At 41.1% G+C, this 16,207-nt stretch carries 15 protein-coding genes, 1 tRNA gene and 2 rRNA genes (1 of these 18 cut by a window edge); 15 read left to right on the plus strand and 3 right to left on the minus strand.

The features are described from left to right. The 7 genes from ACVHUV_RS06060 to tsaD all read left to right on the plus strand — a co-directional run. Nucleotides 1-328, plus strand: a 23S ribosomal RNA gene (locus tag ACVHUV_RS06060) (it extends 2,604 nt beyond the left edge of the window). An 84-nt stretch (nucleotides 329-412) separates the two neighbouring features. Beyond that, a 5S ribosomal RNA gene (gene rrf, locus ACVHUV_RS06065) occupies nucleotides 413-528 on the plus strand. 104 nt (nucleotides 529-632) lie between these two features. After that, a tRNA-Asp gene (locus ACVHUV_RS06070) sits at nucleotides 633-708 on the plus strand. Nucleotides 709-1,187: 479 nt separating this feature from the next. Continuing rightward, the gene (tsaE, locus tag ACVHUV_RS06075) at nucleotides 1,188-1,640 is read left to right on the plus strand and encodes a tRNA (adenosine(37)-N6)-threonylcarbamoyltransferase complex ATPase subunit type 1 TsaE (RefSeq protein ID WP_462086420.1); all 453 of its coding nucleotides are present in this window, start codon (nucleotides 1,188-1,190) and stop codon (nucleotides 1,638-1,640) included. Then, nucleotides 1,637-2,344: a tRNA (adenosine(37)-N6)-threonylcarbamoyltransferase complex dimerization subunit type 1 TsaB gene (gene tsaB, locus ACVHUV_RS06080; protein WP_462086421.1), complete on the plus strand. Its 708-nt coding sequence runs from the start codon at nucleotides 1,637-1,639 to the stop codon at nucleotides 2,342-2,344. Before tsaE ends, tsaB begins: the two co-directional genes overlap by 4 nt. Then, nucleotides 2,308-2,790, plus strand: a complete 483-nt coding sequence (gene rimI, locus ACVHUV_RS06085) for a ribosomal protein S18-alanine N-acetyltransferase (protein ID WP_462086422.1) — start codon at nucleotides 2,308-2,310, stop codon at nucleotides 2,788-2,790. The genes tsaB and rimI overlap by 37 nt, the downstream gene beginning before the upstream one ends. Continuing rightward, on the plus strand, nucleotides 2,790-3,812 hold the full coding sequence (gene tsaD, locus ACVHUV_RS06090) for a tRNA (adenosine(37)-N6)-threonylcarbamoyltransferase complex transferase subunit TsaD (protein ID WP_462086423.1): 1,023 nt from the start codon (nucleotides 2,790-2,792) through the stop codon (nucleotides 3,810-3,812). The genes rimI and tsaD overlap by 1 nt, the downstream gene beginning before the upstream one ends. Nucleotides 3,813-4,132: 320 nt before the next feature. Here the strand turns inward: tsaD and ACVHUV_RS06095 are convergent, their stop codons facing one another. Then, the gene (locus ACVHUV_RS06095) at nucleotides 4,133-6,064 is read right to left on the minus strand and encodes an ABC-F family ATP-binding cassette domain-containing protein (RefSeq protein ID WP_371390493.1); all 1,932 of its coding nucleotides are present in this window, start codon (nucleotides 6,062-6,064) and stop codon (nucleotides 4,133-4,135) included. A gap of 123 nt (nucleotides 6,065-6,187) precedes the next feature. Here ACVHUV_RS06095 and ACVHUV_RS06100 point away from each other — a divergent pair, with 123 nt between their 5' ends. The 4 genes from ACVHUV_RS06100 (at nucleotide 6,188) to ACVHUV_RS06115 (ending at nucleotide 8,721) form a co-directional block, all read left to right on the plus strand. Beyond that, complete coding sequence (locus tag ACVHUV_RS06100; protein ID WP_462086424.1) at nucleotides 6,188-6,838, plus strand: redox-sensing transcriptional repressor Rex; 651 nt, start codon at nucleotides 6,188-6,190, stop codon at nucleotides 6,836-6,838. Nucleotides 6,839-6,905: 67 nt separating this feature from the next. Then, complete coding sequence (gene tatA / locus ACVHUV_RS06105) at nucleotides 6,906-7,100, plus strand: twin-arginine translocase TatA/TatE family subunit (RefSeq protein ID WP_371390495.1); 195 nt, start codon at nucleotides 6,906-6,908, stop codon at nucleotides 7,098-7,100. A gap of 17 nt (nucleotides 7,101-7,117) precedes the next feature. Beyond that, nucleotides 7,118-7,930 (plus strand): twin-arginine translocase subunit TatC, encoded by an 813-nt coding sequence (tatC, locus tag ACVHUV_RS06110; RefSeq protein ID WP_371390496.1) that lies wholly within the window; start codon nucleotides 7,118-7,120, stop codon nucleotides 7,928-7,930. Between the two features lie 170 nt (nucleotides 7,931-8,100). Continuing rightward, a complete protein-coding gene (locus ACVHUV_RS06115) occupies nucleotides 8,101-8,721 on the plus strand; it encodes a YIP1 family protein (protein ID WP_462086425.1) in 621 nt (206 codons plus the stop codon). 58 nt (nucleotides 8,722-8,779) lie between these two features. Here ACVHUV_RS06115 and ACVHUV_RS06120 read toward each other — a convergent pair whose 3' ends face one another. Then, nucleotides 8,780-9,517 carry a CPBP family intramembrane glutamic endopeptidase gene (locus tag ACVHUV_RS06120; RefSeq protein ID WP_371390498.1) on the minus strand — a complete coding sequence of 246 codons (738 nt, stop codon included), beginning with the start codon at nucleotides 9,515-9,517 and terminating at the stop codon, nucleotides 8,780-8,782. A 257-nt stretch (nucleotides 9,518-9,774) separates the two neighbouring features. Between ACVHUV_RS06120 and groES the strand changes: the two genes are divergently transcribed. From groES to ACVHUV_RS06140, 4 genes are all read left to right on the plus strand, one after another. Then, nucleotides 9,775-10,059 (plus strand): co-chaperone GroES, encoded by a 285-nt coding sequence (gene groES / locus ACVHUV_RS06125; protein ID WP_371390500.1) that lies wholly within the window; start codon nucleotides 9,775-9,777, stop codon nucleotides 10,057-10,059. Nucleotides 10,060-10,108: 49 nt separating this feature from the next. After that, entirely contained in the window at nucleotides 10,109-11,740 is a 1,632-nt protein-coding gene (gene groL, locus ACVHUV_RS06130) for a chaperonin GroEL (RefSeq protein WP_317944226.1), read from the plus strand. Between the two features lie 410 nt (nucleotides 11,741-12,150). Beyond that, nucleotides 12,151-13,083 carry an ABC transporter ATP-binding protein gene (locus ACVHUV_RS06135; RefSeq protein WP_462086426.1) on the plus strand — a complete coding sequence of 311 codons (933 nt, stop codon included), beginning with the start codon at nucleotides 12,151-12,153 and terminating at the stop codon, nucleotides 13,081-13,083. Then, nucleotides 13,076-13,846 (plus strand): ABC transporter permease, encoded by a 771-nt coding sequence (locus ACVHUV_RS06140; protein WP_462086427.1) that lies wholly within the window; start codon nucleotides 13,076-13,078, stop codon nucleotides 13,844-13,846. The genes ACVHUV_RS06135 and ACVHUV_RS06140 overlap by 8 nt, the downstream gene beginning before the upstream one ends. Nucleotides 13,847-14,692: 846 nt before the next feature. Here ACVHUV_RS06140 and ACVHUV_RS06145 read toward each other — a convergent pair. Then, nucleotides 14,693-16,204: a P-loop ATPase, Sll1717 family gene (locus ACVHUV_RS06145; protein WP_462086869.1), complete on the minus strand. Its 1,512-nt coding sequence runs from the start codon at nucleotides 16,202-16,204 to the stop codon at nucleotides 14,693-14,695. Nucleotides 16,205-16,207: the final 3 nt, after the last annotated feature.

The raw sequence follows: 16,207 nt of genomic DNA on the forward strand, positions 1-16,207 counted from the left end.
TACGCGAGCTGGGTTCAGAACGTCGTGAGACAGTTCGGTCCCTATCCGTCGCGGGCGTAGGAAATTTGAGAGGAGCTGTCCTTAGTACGAGAGGACCGGGATGGACATACCGCTGGTGTACCAGTTGTCTTGCCAAAGGCATCGCTGGGTAGCTATGTATGGACGGGATAAATGCTGAAAGCATCTAAGCATGAAGCCCCCCTCAAGATGAGATTTCCCATTACGCAAGTAAGTAAGATCCTCAAAGATGATGAGGTAGATAGGTCCGGGGTGGAAGCGTGGCGACACGTGCAGCTGACGGATACTAATCGATCGAGGACTTATCCTTTATGTTAAATTAGTATGGTTGAACTTGTGTTTAGCGACAATGTTGGTTTTATTCAGTTTTGAACGAACAAGCATCGTTCAATTGTCTGGTGACGATGGCGAAGAGGTCACACCCGTTCCCATACCGAACACGGAAGTTAAGCTCTTCAGCGCCGATGGTAGTAGGGGGCTTCCCCCTGTGAGAGTAGGACGTCGCCGGGCACATCACTTTTTGATAGAACTGTTAGTTGGTTAGAATTGATCATTTACTACTATTTGCAGTTAAAGAACCTCACATTCTATCAAAAGGTATACATATTTAATAAGGTCCCGTGGTGTAGCGGTTAACATGCCTGCCTGTCACGCAGGAGATCGCCGGTTCGATCCCGGTCGGGACCGCCATTTAATTTAAACTTCCAACCGATTGTGGATTTACTCCAGGGTCGGTTTTTTTGTATGTACATATTTCTGAGATTGATGCAACGCTTTGAATTTGTTTGTGATGATGTGAAGAGAAGTTTAAATAACGTATAAAATTGTTTATTTACAACTGATTGGTTTCTAAAAATAAAAACTTTGTATTACTGGATCATGTATTCGTAAAGAAGAAAAGCAAGTGGATGGACGGATAGTTTATGGGTCCGGACTGATTTAAACGCGGGATGGCCTGTTAGAGGCGCGGTTGAATAAGTACTGTTCGGGGCAGATATTGCGTACACCATGTTTCTGTTCATTGGCTGCTTTAAACAATAACCGCGCCTTGTAGGAAATTGAACGCGATTCACCAAACGGATTCAATTGTTCGCCATCAATTCGCAAAGCTTTTAGAATGACGATATTTTCGGTACACTAGAACAAAGTGGAGAGGAAAGGATCAACTAATGAGGATTGAAATGAATGTTTCCTCTTTGCAGGAAACAGAACAGCTTGCTGAGAAGCTTTCAAATTTGTTGGCACCTCCTGATGTCCTGACATTGGAGGGAGATTTAGGTGCTGGAAAAACTACATTTACAAAAGCGCTTGCGAAAGGGTTAGGGATTACACGGACGGTAAATAGTCCGACCTTTACGATCATTAAGCAATATGAGGGAAAATATCTTCTTAACCATTTGGATGTGTATCGCCTTGCAGAAAGTGACGAGGACCTTGGTTGGGACGAGTTGTTTTTCGGGGATGCAATTAGTATTGTTGAATGGGCGCATTTAATTGAAGAAGATTTACCAAAGGAACGTTTGGGGATTCAACTATTCCATACAGGAGAGACGTCCCGTAAAATAATTTTTACGCCGCTTGGTGAGCGTTATATGAAGATATGTGAGGCGATGACGAAATGATATGGTTAGGAATTGATACGGCCAATACGCCATTGTCCGTTGCAATTGTGAAGGATGGAAACGTCTTAACAGAAGTGAATTCTTCAATGGCGCTCAATCATTCATTGCGTGCGATGCCAGTTATAGAGGAACTTTTTAGGACAGTGCAAATGGAGCCGAAACAATTGGACGCGATTGCTGTTTCAGAAGGCCCGGGATCGTATACAGGCGTGCGAATCGGTGTGACGATTGCGAAGACATTGGCTTGGACGTTGCAAGTACCGCTTGTCGGCGTATCGAGCTTGAAGGCTTTAGCAGCGAACGCTTCCTACTTCCCTGGTGTCATCTGTCCGCTATTTGATGCGCGGCGGAATCATGTATATGCTGGTCTTTATGAAGAAGTGGATGGTTTGATAACCTCTGTACAAGAGGATGGGCATTTTGCGATTGATGAGTTGCTGGATGCTTTAGCAGGTAGAGGCCAACGAGTACTGTTCATTGGAAAAGACGTTGCAATGTATGAAGAAAAAATTAAAGAACGACTGGCCGATTTGGCTGTCATTGCGCCTTTTTCGATGCAACTTCCACGTGCGTCGTCACTTATTTACATGGCGCAGCAATCTGAAGAAAAAGCAGATACACACACATTTACACCGGAGTATCGCCGGATTGCGGAGGCAGAGGCGAATTGGATACAGCAACAACGGAAGGAAAAAGGCTTGTGAATACGACGATTGAGTATAGAAAAATGCGTGTAGAAGACATTCCAGCTGTCGTAGGAATTGAAGAGGAGTCATTCGCGACGCCTTGGACGGAAGAAGTGTTTGCGCACGAAATGAATGGTAATGATTATGCACACTATATTGTGGCCGTACAAGAAGATGAGGTGATCGGGCATTGTGGCATGTGGGTTGTGCTCGATGAATGCCATATTACGAATGTTGCGGTTCGCAAACATATGCGTGGAAATGGCATTGGGGAAGCGTTAATGCGGAAGGCCATTGAACTGTGCAAAGCGAATGAGGTTCGGTTAATGACACTTGAAGTACGTGTTTCGAATGAGACTGCAAAAAATCTTTATCGTAAGTTAGGTTTTCAAGACGGTGGCATACGGAAAAACTATTATACGGACGACCATGAAGATGCGCTCGTCATGTGGGTGGAATTGTAATGAATAAAGATGTCTATGTATTAGGTATTGAAACGAGTTGTGATGAGACGGCAGCTTCCGTTGTGAAAAATGGTCGTGAAATCGTCTCGAATGTCGTCGCGTCCCAAATCCAAAGTCAGCAACGTTTTGGAGGGGTCGTGCCAGAAATTGCATCACGTCATCATGTCGAGCAAATTACGCTTGTCATTGAAGAGGCATTGAAAGTCGCAAAGATGATGCCAGCGGACTTGGATGCGGTGGCGGTAACAGAAGGACCAGGACTAGTCGGTGCGCTATTGATTGGGATTAATGCGGCAAAAGCGTTTGCGTTTGCAAATGGCTTACCGATTATCGGAGTGCACCATATTGCTGGCCATATTTATGCCAACCAGTTAATGCAACCGATGGAGTTTCCGTTATTAGCCCTCATTGTTTCTGGCGGGCATACGGAGCTAGTCGTCATGGAGAAGCACGGTTCCTTTAAGTTAATTGGAGAAACGCGTGACGATGCCGCAGGAGAAGCATATGATAAGGTTGCACGTGTACTTGGATTACCGTATCCAGGAGGTCCACAAATTGATAAACTGGCATTGGAAAGCGAAGAGGCAATTGAATTTCCTCGTGCTTGGCTAGAAGCAGATTCTTATGATTTCAGTTTTAGTGGATTAAAGTCCGCGGTCATTAATTATAAACATAATGTCGAGCAAAAAGGTGGCTCGGTTATACCTTCTCACGTGGCGGCAGGTTTTCAACAGAGCGTTGTGGACGTGTTGACAGCTAAAACCGTAAGAGCTGCAAAAGAGTACGGTGTAAAGCAAGTCATTGCAGCTGGTGGAGTTGCAGCAAACAAAGGATTGCGCACTTCATTGGAAGCGACATTTAAAGATGCAGGGATTCCGTTTTACGTCCCGCCTATATCGCTATGTACCGATAACGCGGCAATGATTGCAGCTGCAGGAACAGCCATGTTTATCGAAGGCAAAAGAGGCGCAATGGATATGAACGGGAAGCCTGGTATGCAGTTAACTTCATGGAGTGAATAATTGGCGGAAATCGTCGAAATATGACGATTTCCGTTTTTATTTGGTATGAGGCGGTATTCATTTGTCAATAGGGAACGTTCGTACTTATGCACATTTGTTTATAAGTTGTGGATAGTTTTTCGATATATGTGTATACTTGCACAACTGATGGGATAACTTTGTGGATTAAAAAACATCTTTCTGTGGATAACGTGGATAACTATGTTCATATCCGATTCTATCAATGCTAATCATGTTGATAAGATTGTGGAATAAAAATTGGGGCGATGTCGAAAAAGAAAAATGCTGTCGAAAGGAATTTCTCCTTCAACAGCAAATTATTATGCTAATAATGTTTCGAGTTCTTCTTGCAAGTTCAACCATTTCTCGGATTGGTTGTCGTGTTCGGTCTGTAACGTATCGATTTGTTGTTGGATGTCCATCAACTTTACATGATCATCCGCATAGTCAGGATTGAGTAATTCGTCTTGGAGCTTACTGATTTCTTCATCCATCGTGGCAAGCGAGGCTTCCACTTCCGCGATTGCTCGTGTTAACCGACGTTCTTGTCGTTTGACTTCTTTATCTTCATCATGTCGTCGGTTTTTTGCAGCGGTTGATTGCTCTGCGATTGCTTTTTCTGCTTTCAATTCTTCAAGTTCGTTTTTCTTTTCAATGAAGTAGTCATAATCACCGAGGTATTCCGTTACACCACTCGGTCCTACATCCACGACTTTGGTTGCTATGCGGTTTATGAAATACCTGTCATGGGAGACGAACAAAATGGTCCCAGGAAAATCATCAAGTGCGTTTTCCAATACTTCTTTGCTGTCGAGGTCCAAGTGGTTTGTCGGTTCATCGAGGACGAGTGTATTGGATTTTAGCAACATCAGTTTTGCTAATGAAAGTCGTGCCTTTTCTCCACCGGATAATGAAGTGACGGGTTTATCCACATCTTCGCCTGTGAAAAGGAACCGACCGAGTACGGAGCGCACATCCTTTTCGTTCATCATTGGCCATTCATCCCAAAGTTCGGATAGAACAGTACCGGATCCAATAATGGTCGCTTGGTTCTGGTCATAATAGCCAAACTGCACGTTCGTGCCGTAACGGATTGAACCGGCAAGTGGTTCATGCTTTTTCACGATTGTTTTCAACAATGTCGACTTTCCAATTCCGTTTGGACCAATAATCGCAATCCGATCGCCTTTATACGCATGCATGTGAATGTGCTGTGACACAGGATTTCCATTATAGCCAACCGCAATGTTTTCCAACGTCAATACATCATTCCCGCTTGGTCGATCGATCGAGAAGGAAAAACTGGCGGACTTCTCGTCTCCGTCAGGCGAATCCATCCATTCGGTCCGCTCCAAAAGTTTACGTCGGCTTTTTGCCATTTTGGACGTGGAGGCACGAGCGATGTTCCGTTGAATGAAATCTTCCAACTTGGCCCGTTCACTCGATTCACGCTCAAATAGTTTTTTATCCCGCTCATAATTCTTCGCTTTTTCATCCAAGTATGCACTATAGTTCCCTGTATACTTCGTCACTTTACGTCTGGAAACTTCATAGACAATTGTCACGATTTGATCGAGGAAGTACCGGTCATGCGAAACGATTAGGATGGCCCCTTCATAAGAAACAAGGTATTTTTCCAGCCAGCCTAATGTCTCGATGTCCAAATGGTTCGTCGGCTCGTCCAAAATAAGCAAATCCGGTTTCGTTAACAACATCTTAGCAAGAGCGAGTCGTGTCTTTTGCCCACCGGACAATAAATTTACAGCTTTCTCATAGTCTTCCGGATAGAAACGCATGCCGTGCAACACAGAGCGCATATCCGATTCGTATTGATAGCCTCCGCAATCTTTGAATTCGATTTGGAGTGCATCGTATTCTTTCATGACGCGGTCGTATTCCATGCTGTTCTCATAAACGGCAGGGTCGGCCATTTGCATTTCCAGTTTGCGCAGTCTCGTTTCCATCTCTTGAAGGGGTTTAAACACGGTCAACATTTCTTCCCAAATCGTCAGCGGTGAGTCAATACCGGCATGTTGTTCGAGGTAACCGACTTGAATTCCTTTCGGCATGTTCAATTCGCCCGAATCAGCGGACATTTCACCAGCGATGATTTTTAATAACGTCGACTTGCCGGCACCATTTCTTCCGACAAGTGCTACACGGTCACGATGTTGCACTTCAAGTCGTACGTTTTCTAATATGTCAGTTCCTGAAAAGGATTTCGTTACACCATTCACTTGTAAAACAATCATCTCTCACACCTCTATTCTCTTTAAGTGTAATCGAATGGACAAGGCGGTGCAACGGTCGACTTTACAGGAGCGGGCTTGTGCTGTACGATAGAATCGGTTGAATGTATGCACAGGAGGAAGAAAATGTCTGAAGTCACCCCGAAAATCCCACAGGCAACGTCGAAACGGTTGCCATTGTATTATAGATTCCTGCAAAATTTCGCAAATGCAGGGAAGAAACGCGTTTCTTCTAGCGAATTAAGTGAAGCGATGAAAATTGATGCGGCGACCATACGTCGTGACTTCTCCCATTTTGGCGCGCTTGGCCGCAAAGGATATGGGTATGATGTCCATCATCTGCTTACATTTTTCCGTCAGACACTTGATCAAGATGAAGAGACGGATGTTGCCTTGATTGGTGTAGGAAGTCTAGGGAATGCATTGCTTAAATACAACTTCCAAAAAAACCATAATACACGCATCGTCATTGCTTTTGATTCGAAAGCGCCGAATGACGGGAAGTTGATAAGCGATATCCCCGTATTCCATCCTGATATGATTGAGGAAAAAATTAAAGAATTAGGCATTAATCTTGTGATCTTAACATTGCCTTCTCGGGCTGCTCAAGAGATGGCGGATCGATTAGTGAAAATCGATGTGAAGGGTATCCTAAACTTTACGCCAGTTCGGTTGGATGTCCCGCGGTGGATGCATGTCCATACAATTGATTTATCTGTAGAGCTCCAATCGTTAATTTACTTCATTAAAAATGACGTAAAAGATTCACAATTATAATTGGTTTGTTAATAGTAATACTGGCGTTTTTCATGTAGAATAGACACATATGAAGGAGGTGTCCGAAATGGCTCCAGGAGTAACTAGTTTAATCATTATCGCAATCATTGCTTTGCTCATTTTTGGACCGAAGAAGTTGCCAGAAATCGGTAAAGCATTCGGCTCTTCATTACGCGAATTCAAATCAGCAACAAAAGGACTTGTATCTGATGATGACGATTCCGTCAAAAAAGTAGAAGACAAGAAAAAAGACGTGCAATAAGTAAGGATGTCTGTCCGATGAACGAAAAAAATTTAACAGTCATTGAACATATAGATGAAATTAGAAAACGGCTGATGGTAATCGTCGTTTTCTTTGTTATTGCAGTGATTGGAAGCTTCTTTCTCGCCAAACCGATTATTCAGTTTGTGCAATTCAATGCCGAAGATAGCGGCCATTTGACGGAAAACAGCTTTCACGCCTTCACTGTCATCGATCCGATTGCCATTTACTTAAAGGTGATCATCTTTTTAGCCATCATTATCATTTCTCCAATTATTATGTATCAGTTTTGGGCGTTCATATCGCCAGGACTTCATGAAACGGAACGAAAGGTGACATTAAGCTATATTCCATTTGCTTTTGCACTGTTCCTAATTGGTATCGGTTTTTCCTATTTCGTTCTGATGCCGTTTGTTATGAACTTCATGAGTAATTTGGCGGCTGATCTAGGCATTACACAAACAATTGGTATTAACGAATACTTTACGTTCCTGTTCCAGATTCTTATTCCGTTCGGGATTGTCTTTCAATTGCCGATCGTATTACTGTTCTTGTCGAGGCTCGGCATTTTGGATCCCGTACATTTGGTGAAAATCAGGAAAGTGGCGTACTTTACGTTGTTCGTTATTGCTGCGTTCATTACACCGCCCGATATTATGTCGCATTTATTAGTAACTGTGCCATTGTTCGCGTTGTACGAAATTAGTATTCTGATTTGCCGCGTCGGGTACAAGAAGTATTTGAAAGCCGAAAAGAAGCGGAAGCTAGAAGAAATTAAAGCGGAACAACAGCGACAAATCGACGAAGTGATGGGGAACTTAGAAAAATAAACTTCTTTCATCCGTCCTCTGCTATTTACGAGGGCGGTTTTTTTACGCTCAAAAATTAGCTGACATGAAACAAATACGCAAGGATAAACGTAAGTAGTAGTGAATGAATAAACGGATGGTCTTTTAAAGACATCCAATCATATACATAAGATGGAAAAGGAGGCGTTTGTATGAATCCTATCATGTCGATTTGGACTCAACCGACGAAGACGTTGGCGTATATTTTAGAGAATAAAAAAATTGGGTATGGATTTCTCCTCATTGCACTTTATTCAATAAGTGCAGGAATGGTTTCCTCTGCAGGTACAGGGTTATTTTCGGGACTTCCATTAGGAATCATTGTCCTGTTAGGGATTGTGAGCACCTTTATCGGCTCAATGATCGGGTGGTTGATCGGTGCGGCGATGTATACGCGGGTAGGGAAATGGCTTGGTGGAAAAGGGACGTTTTCGGATATGGCGCGTTTATTTCCTGCCTTTTCATTACTCATGATTTGGCTCGCACCGATGCATTTAGCGATGGTCGTTATGTATGGACCAGAACTTTTTGATACACCGACCTCTCAATTTGCCTTTACGAATTTACCGATTGGTGTGTATTTGTTAACGAACGTTGTGACATTAGCGATCGGGATTTATGGTGTGGTCATAGCGAGTAAGGGGATTGGTCTGGTGCACGGATTTTCGGCAATGCGTGGATTTGGCGTCATTCTTATTATCATCGCTATTGGAGTGCTTCTGGCGATCGTATTGGCGTTCGCTTTCTCGGCGATGCTGTTTTCAATCATTTAACGATAAATGTTGGTGAGTAAAAACCGAGCAACCCGTTATAGTTGGTTGCTCGGTTTTATTAGTGAAAGAATATCGCTAGTGCTTGTTTCGTATTTTGCAGCTGTAAGAGTTTATCGGCATTTAATTGAACAATCATGACAAAGCCGTTCATGAGGAAATGGGCAATCATCGGCGTCCAGATCCGTTTTGTATGGTAATAAATAAACGAAAAGACGATGCCTGGTGCCATATAGATGAGCGTGTGTTCTGGTTCTCCATGAACGAGCGCGAAGATCACACCACTAAGGATGGCCGCAATCCAAAAGTTCGTTTTTGTATAAATGCTTCCGAAAATGACTCTTCTGAACACAAGCTCTTCTAGTAGCGGTGCGAAGATGACGATCGGGATTATGATAATGGAGGAAGCTTTTGCAATTGTGCTTAGCATGGCGGTATTATCAGAACCTGGCTCTATGCCAAGACCAAACTCAATTGCTCCGGCAATCATTTGCCCTGCCATTGCCATGAAAAAGCCGAGGACTCCCCAAAGGATTGATTTACCGATTGACGCTTGCTTGCCTTTCTTGAAGATGTTCCAGAAACGTTTGTTTCGTGTTGTCATGAACAAGATGAATGGGGCAGCTATCATATTGGAGATGAAAAGTGCCCACGCGACCGCATTTAATCTTGCTAGCTCAATCTCTTGCCCAGCTGTCGTATGAAAATAGGTGAAGAAACTTTTACTAATTGGAATACTGACGAGTTGCATGGCGATATATAAGAGGATGATCCATACATTGATTTTCCAGTTTTTCATGTGCAACTTCCTTTCTTCTGATGTCCATTTTAGCGGTTTCATACTAGTTTAGCAAAGAGAAAACATAGCCAAGATAAGGTTTCATTTATATTGGACAGGCGAGGTGTAAAGAAAGTTCACGAGCGGAAAAATTATCTAAAAAACAGCAAGTATTTCACTTGCAATTAGTGGGCAACTTGATTATGATAATAAATGTATTAGCACTCGTGCTTACTGAGTGCTAAAAAGAAGATAACATATCGAGGAGGGTGTTTCACTTGTTGAAACCATTAGGTGACCGTATCGTAATCGAACTGATCGAAGCAGAAGAAAAAACGTCAAGCGGTATTGTACTACCGGATTCTGCGAAAGAAAAACCGCAAGAAGGTAAAGTAGTTGCGGCAGGTACTGGACGAGTTCTTGAAAACGGACAGCGCGTTGAGCTGGAAGTGAAAGAAGGCGACCGCATCATCTTCTCAAAATATGCTGGAACTGAAGTGAAATATGAAGGCAATGAATATTTAATCCTGCGTGAAAGCGACGTTCTAGCAATTATCGGCTAAGTCATACGCTTATAAAAGAAAACACGAAAAATCAGGAGGGAATTCATAAATGGCTAAAGAAATTAAATTTAATGAAGACGCACGTAGCGCAATGCTTCGTGGTGTAGATACACTTGCAGATGCTGTTAAAGTAACACTTGGACCAAAAGGACGTAACGTTGTTCTTGAAAGAAAATTCGGTTCACCGCTCATTACAAATGACGGTGTAACGATTGCAAAAGAAATCGAACTTGAAGATGCATTCGAAAACATGGGTGCAAAACTTGTTGCAGAAGTTGCTTCTAAAACAAACGAAATCGCTGGTGACGGTACAACGACTGCGACGGTTCTAGCGCAAGCGATGATCCGTGAAGGATTGAAAAACGTAACAGCTGGTGCGAACCCTGTCGGTATCCGTAAAGGGATCGAGCAAGCGGTTGCGACTGCAGTGGAAGAACTAAAAGGCATTTCCGATGAAATCGAAAGCAAACAAGAAATCGCACAAGTTGCGGCTATTTCTTCTGGTGACGAAGAAGTTGGAGAATTGATCGCTGAGGCAATGGAGCGCGTTGGCAACGACGGTGTCATTACGCTTGAAGAATCAAAAGGCTTCACGACTGAGCTTGACGTCGTAGAAGGTATGCAATTCGACCGTGGTTATGCTTCTGCATACATGGCGACAGATACAGACAAAATGGAAGCGGTTCTCGACAACCCTTACATTCTAATTACAGATAAGAAGATTTCAAATATCCAAGAAATCCTTCCAGTTCTTGAGCAAGTCGTTCAACAAGGTAAGCCGTTGTTGATGATTGCGGAAGACGTAGAAGGCGAAGCACTTGCAACACTTGTTGTAAACAAACTTCGTGGTACGTTCAACGCTGTTGCTGTTAAAGCACCAGGCTTCGGTGACCGTCGTAAAGCAATGCTTGAAGATATCGCAATCCTAACAGGCGGAGAAGTGATCACAGAAGATCTAGGTCTAGACTTGAAATCTGCTGATATCACGCAACTTGGTCGCGCTGCGAAAGTCGTTGTTACAAAAGACAACACGACAATCGTTGAAGGAAATGGCGATGCAGATGCAATCGCATCACGTGTTGGTCAAATCCGTGCACAACTTGAAGAGTCAACGTCTGAGTTCGACAAAGAGAAACTACAAGAGCGCCTTGCGAAATTGGCTGGCGGCGTAGCAGTCATCAAAGTCGGCGCAGCAACTGAAACAGAATTGAAAGAGCGTAAACTTCGCATTGAAGACGCATTGAACTCTACACGTGCGGCTGTTGAAGAAGGAATCGTATCCGGTGGTGGTACAGCGCTTGTTAACGTTTATACAAAAGTTGAAACACTTCTTGAAGGTGTAGAAGGCGACGTCGCAACAGGCGTGAAAATCGTTCTTCGTGCACTTGAAGAACCAGTTCGCCAAATCGCAACAAATGCTGGTCTTGAAGGCTCAATCGTTGTCGATCGCCTCAAGCGCGAAGAAGTTGGCATCGGCTTCAACGCAGCAAACGGCGAGTGGGTCAACATGGTTCAAGCGGGTATCGTAGATCCAACAAAAGTAACACGCTCTGCACTCCAAAACGCAGCATCTGTTGCAGCAATGTTCCTATCAACTGAAGCAGTTGTAGCAGACATCCCAGAACCAGCTGGCGCTGGTGGCGGTATGCCTGATATGGGTGGCATGGGTGGCATGATGTAATAAATTCTCTACCCCCTTGTACTATCAAGGTGTAGAGAACTATTCATCAACACCAAATAAATCACTCAAAATCAAGAAGGTCTTTCATTAATTCATTGAATTGGTGAAAGGCCTTTTTCTAGTAAATAGTAATTGAACTGAATTTTAAAGAACGTCTTGTTTGGCAGAGTTGTTTAGATTGATCATTATATTTTCCAAAATTTATTCTTATAGTAGGGAAGATTCCTTTTTTATTGTTCCGTATTAAACAGAATAGAGAGGTGCATCAATGAATGGTTTTTTTCTGATGAGACAGGGAAGTTAATATGTAGAAAATGTATACATAAAGCCTTACTAATGAGAGGAGTGGTATACTAGCAAATAGCTATTTATATGCAGCTGATTAAAAAGATGGTTAGGAGATAAAAGGAATGACATACGCAATAGAAATAAAAGAACTAAAAAAAGTCTATACGGGCGGTGTCGAGGCTTTGCGTGGCATCGATTTGAAAGTAGAGGAAGGAGACTTCTACGCTCTCTTGGGGCCTAACGGTGCCGGCAAATCTACGACCATCGGCATTGTGACATCCCTCGTCAATAAGACATCAGGAAAAGTTCATGTCTTCGGCTATGATATGGACACGCACTTAATGCAGGTCAAGCTACAGATCGGTCTGGTTCCTCAAGAGTTCAACTTTAGTCCTTTTGAAACGGTCCAGCAGATTGTGTTGAACCAGGCGGGATATTATGGCGTGCCAAGGAAAGAGGCATTGAAGCGCAGCGAAAAGTACTTGAAGCAGTCAGATTTATGGGAGAAAAGAAATGTACAATCACGGATGCTTTCTGGAGGGATGAAACGTCGTCTAATGATTTCACGCGCCTTGATGCATGAACCGCGTCTACTCATTCTGGATGAGCCGACGGCCGGTGTGGACATTGAATTGAGACGAGAAATGTGGACGTTTTTGAAAGAGTTGAATGAGAACGGCACGACTATTATTCTGACAACGCATTACTTGGAAGAAGCGGAGATGTTATGCCGCAACATTGGTATTATTCAAAATGGGCAGCTGATTGAAGATACCAGTATGAAATCATTGCTGGCTAAACTCCAGTATGAAACCATTATTTTAGATATCAAATCTTCCGGACGGGTGCCGGTAATCAAAGGCTATAAAAGTGAACTCTTGGACGAAGAATCACTTTCTGTGGAGGTAGCACGTGATCAAGGGATCAACGAAGTATTTAGCCAATTGACAGAACAAGGAATTAAAGTGTTGTCCATGCGCAACAAGTCTAATCGATTAGAAGAGTTATTTTTAAAACTTACAGAAGAAACGGCAGTGGGGGATACACATGTTTAAACTATATTTTACAGCATTAAAAGGCTTGTCAGTCAAAGAAACGAACCGCTATCTCAGGATATGGGTCCAAACATTGGTCCCGCCGGTCATTACAACTTCCTTGTACTTTATCATTTTCGGGAATTTGATTGGTAAACGGATTGGCGAGATGGAAGGATTCTCCTACATGGAGTTTATAGTCCCGGGATTGATCATGATGTCCGTCATCACGAGTTCCTACTCAAATGTCTCGTCCTCATTTTTTTCACAAAAGTTTCAAAAGAACATTGAAGAACTATTAGTTGCCCCTGTACCGACTCATATTATTATCTGGGGCTTTGTGATTGGAGGAATGGGAAGAAGTATTTTGGTGGGTATACTGGTCACGATTATTTCTCTGTTTTTTGTTCCGTTGCAAGTCTACTCTTGGGGCGTAGTCGTCTTGACGCTTTTGATGACGTCTATTTTGTTCTCTTTGGCAGGACTGTTAAACGGTATTTTTGCAAAATCATTTGACGACGTGTCGATTGTTCCTACGTTTATTCTTCAGCCGTTGACCTATTTAGGCGGCGTGTTTTTTGCAATCTCGATGCTTCCTCCGTTTTGGCAGCTAGTATCACAGTTCAACCCGATTGTTTATATGATATCAGGATTCCGATTTGGGATTCTTGGTGTAACCGACGTTCCGATTGTATTCTCTGTTCTCATTTCATTTGTCTTTGTCATTTCTCTTTATGCAATCAATTGGTATCTGATTGAAAAAGGCCGTGGGCTGAGAAGCTGACATCTTTTGTGCTCACTCCACAACCTCTTACAATCAATGATAATAGCAAATGAACTTAGTCATTAAAATCATTGCCTGTGCAAGGTTGAATTCAGTTAATTCACTACAATTGCATATACATACAAATTACTTGTTTTAACATGAATGTTTCTGGCACAGGCACCTTCACACATTAAATAAATCGAAGACTAATCGAAGACTGACAAGCTTGTGTATTTTTCTTTGCATTCTTCTGCACTTTTATCTTGCGAAACACATGGCACAAAGAAGCCTTGAAAGTTGCGAACTCTTGAAAAGCTTATTGGCGTTTGTCTAGAAGTGAGACCCTTTACAAAGCAATCAAAATAGAAACGTTCATGAAGTGAGGGGCTAAATGACTCAAACCATCTTTACAAGCGTCGATACTCAAGTTATTGCACCACCGTGTACAGTAGTTAACTTTTCCCTCCTACTTATTTTATTGAAATTGTTTATCAATAATTTTTAGCGGAGAAAAGTTCAAGAACACAACAAAAGACAGCATAATGCCTTGGGCAGGTGTTATTAATGATGTTAACCATTTTTAAGTATTGATAAAAATCTCCTACAAACGTATAATTAACAGAGTGTTAGCGAAATTTTTGTTGTATAATACACTTAGTGTAACCAATGCCAAATTCGGATTTGTAGCTGAAAAATATGTTTGACAAAGTGTAAACAATGGTATATATTATATAAGTCGGTAGAGTATTTGATTAACATTCATTATGATTGAGCATAATATATATTGGGACGATTAAGAGCCCGGAAATAATTATGGACGTAAGAGCCATGGAAAAGGATGTTGATAAAATCAACATCCTTTTTTTATAGAGAAAAATATTTTCTTAAACCATAATGTATTACGAAAGACTGAGTATAATTAGGTTCACTATTAGCGTCGTTTCTGTAGCCCCAAGCAAAATGATAAATATTCTTATTTTTCTTCTTTCGATGAATCCATGAATTTCCAACTACGCCGTATTTATAAAGTGATCTTAATGCATCCTTTAAGTCTGTAACATTTGGATAGTTCTGTTTATGAGCAAGAAAGTACTCTTCAATCATTTTTAAGTCGAAAGTACGCTTCTTTAAATCATTAATTAATTTTAAGCTATCTAATAACATTTCTTTGTCCTTGCTAATACTTATTTCATTTTCTAATTCATTAAAAAACCATTTAGAGTATTCTTTTGAGCAATCTTGAAAATAGTGAGGCTCAAAATATTTGGCATTGGGATTGTTATCAATAACTAATGTTAGATACCTAATTATGTCTCGAGGTCTCCCATAGCTGAAATTTATTAAGTAATCAATAACCTCTCGATTATCAATTTTCTTAGGAAAAATTGTCTTGTATAATTCACTATTCGTTACATTAAAATAGTCAGGAACTGAAATTCTTATCTTATTTAAGATCATTTCCATTATTGGATGGTCTTCTGGGTTGTTGTAATTCTTTGAAATCCAATACAATTCAACTTTACTACCTGTAATTAGCTTGTTTGAATTACTTGAATATTTATGAAGGTCATCAATAATATCGCTTCTTAGTAGTATAATAACCTTAGATTTTGCTTTACCTGCATTTTTTAACTTTAGATTAATTTCTTTGATGGTTTCTAGCATAGATAATAAAACCTGGTAGTAGTTGGAATCTTCGTTTATCTTGTCTTCAAGTTCATCCAAGTCATCGTAGATAAGAATTGTCTCTTTATTTCTGCTAATACAATTGAGCACTAAGTTTTCTAAGTTAGTAATGACCTCAAAATATTCTGTTCTTATGTAATACCTATGCGTTTGAGATGTATCTTCTAATGTTGATTTAATACTACTACTAAACTGTTTATATTGACCTTGAACTGTTTGATTTTGAGTTTTGGAAGTACTATACTCCTTTAGTTTGAAGATGTCGCTGGGGTATTTCTTTTTGAAGAAAATTCTTAGTTTATATTCATTTGTAAAAGGTCTATACTTATTAATTTTATCTAATTCCAATATACTTTCTCCTATTTGAACTAAAAACGTCCATTTCCAAAACAAAACTAATTCATCAGTTTGAAGTGATCTATATTCTAGATCTAATAGTTGCTGTAATTTAAAATCATGTCTAGTGAAGATTTTACAATTTACATTTTTTTCTTTGTTTAATTGTTTATGTATATATTTGGATAAAATGGTTTTTCCGGTCCCTTTTCTACCAGATATAATAAATTTGTCAGACTCAATGATTTGATTATATTTACTATTCTTTTTATAAAACAGCTGCTCAAAATTGTCTCTAGTGGATTCTACTTCCCCATCAATATTACCCACAAATAAATCTTTAAGTTGTACCATTTC

It is taken from the genome of Sporosarcina saromensis, from assembly GCF_054901285.1.

Bases quoted from the DNA above. Each gene is read 5' to 3' on its own strand.
- tsaE (WP_462086420.1), top strand. From the start codon at position 1,188: ATGAGGATTGAAATGAATGTTTCCTCTTTGCAGGAAACAGAACAGCTT.
- tsaB (WP_462086421.1), top strand. From the start codon at position 1,637: ATGATATGGTTAGGAATTGATACGGCCAATACGCCATTGTCCGTTGCA.
- tsaD (WP_462086423.1), top strand. From the start codon at position 2,790: ATGAATAAAGATGTCTATGTATTAGGTATTGAAACGAGTTGTGATGAG.
- ACVHUV_RS06095 (WP_371390493.1), bottom strand. From the start codon at position 6,064: ATGATTGTTTTACAAGTGAATGGTGTAACGAAATCCTTTTCAGGAACT.
- ACVHUV_RS06100 (WP_462086424.1), top strand. From the start codon at position 6,188: ATGTCTGAAGTCACCCCGAAAATCCCACAGGCAACGTCGAAACGGTTG.
- tatA (WP_371390495.1), top strand. From the start codon at position 6,906: ATGGCTCCAGGAGTAACTAGTTTAATCATTATCGCAATCATTGCTTTG.
- tatC (WP_371390496.1), top strand. From the start codon at position 7,118: ATGAACGAAAAAAATTTAACAGTCATTGAACATATAGATGAAATTAGA.
- ACVHUV_RS06115 (WP_462086425.1), top strand. From the start codon at position 8,101: ATGAATCCTATCATGTCGATTTGGACTCAACCGACGAAGACGTTGGCG.
- ACVHUV_RS06120 (WP_371390498.1), bottom strand. From the start codon at position 9,517: ATGAAAAACTGGAAAATCAATGTATGGATCATCCTCTTATATATCGCC.
- groL (WP_317944226.1), top strand. From the start codon at position 10,109: ATGGCTAAAGAAATTAAATTTAATGAAGACGCACGTAGCGCAATGCTT.
- ACVHUV_RS06135 (WP_462086426.1), top strand. From the start codon at position 12,151: ATGACATACGCAATAGAAATAAAAGAACTAAAAAAAGTCTATACGGGC.
- ACVHUV_RS06140 (WP_462086427.1), top strand. From the start codon at position 13,076: ATGTTTAAACTATATTTTACAGCATTAAAAGGCTTGTCAGTCAAAGAA.
- ACVHUV_RS06145 (WP_462086869.1), bottom strand. From the start codon at position 16,204: ATGGTACAACTTAAAGATTTATTTGTGGGTAATATTGATGGGGAAGTA.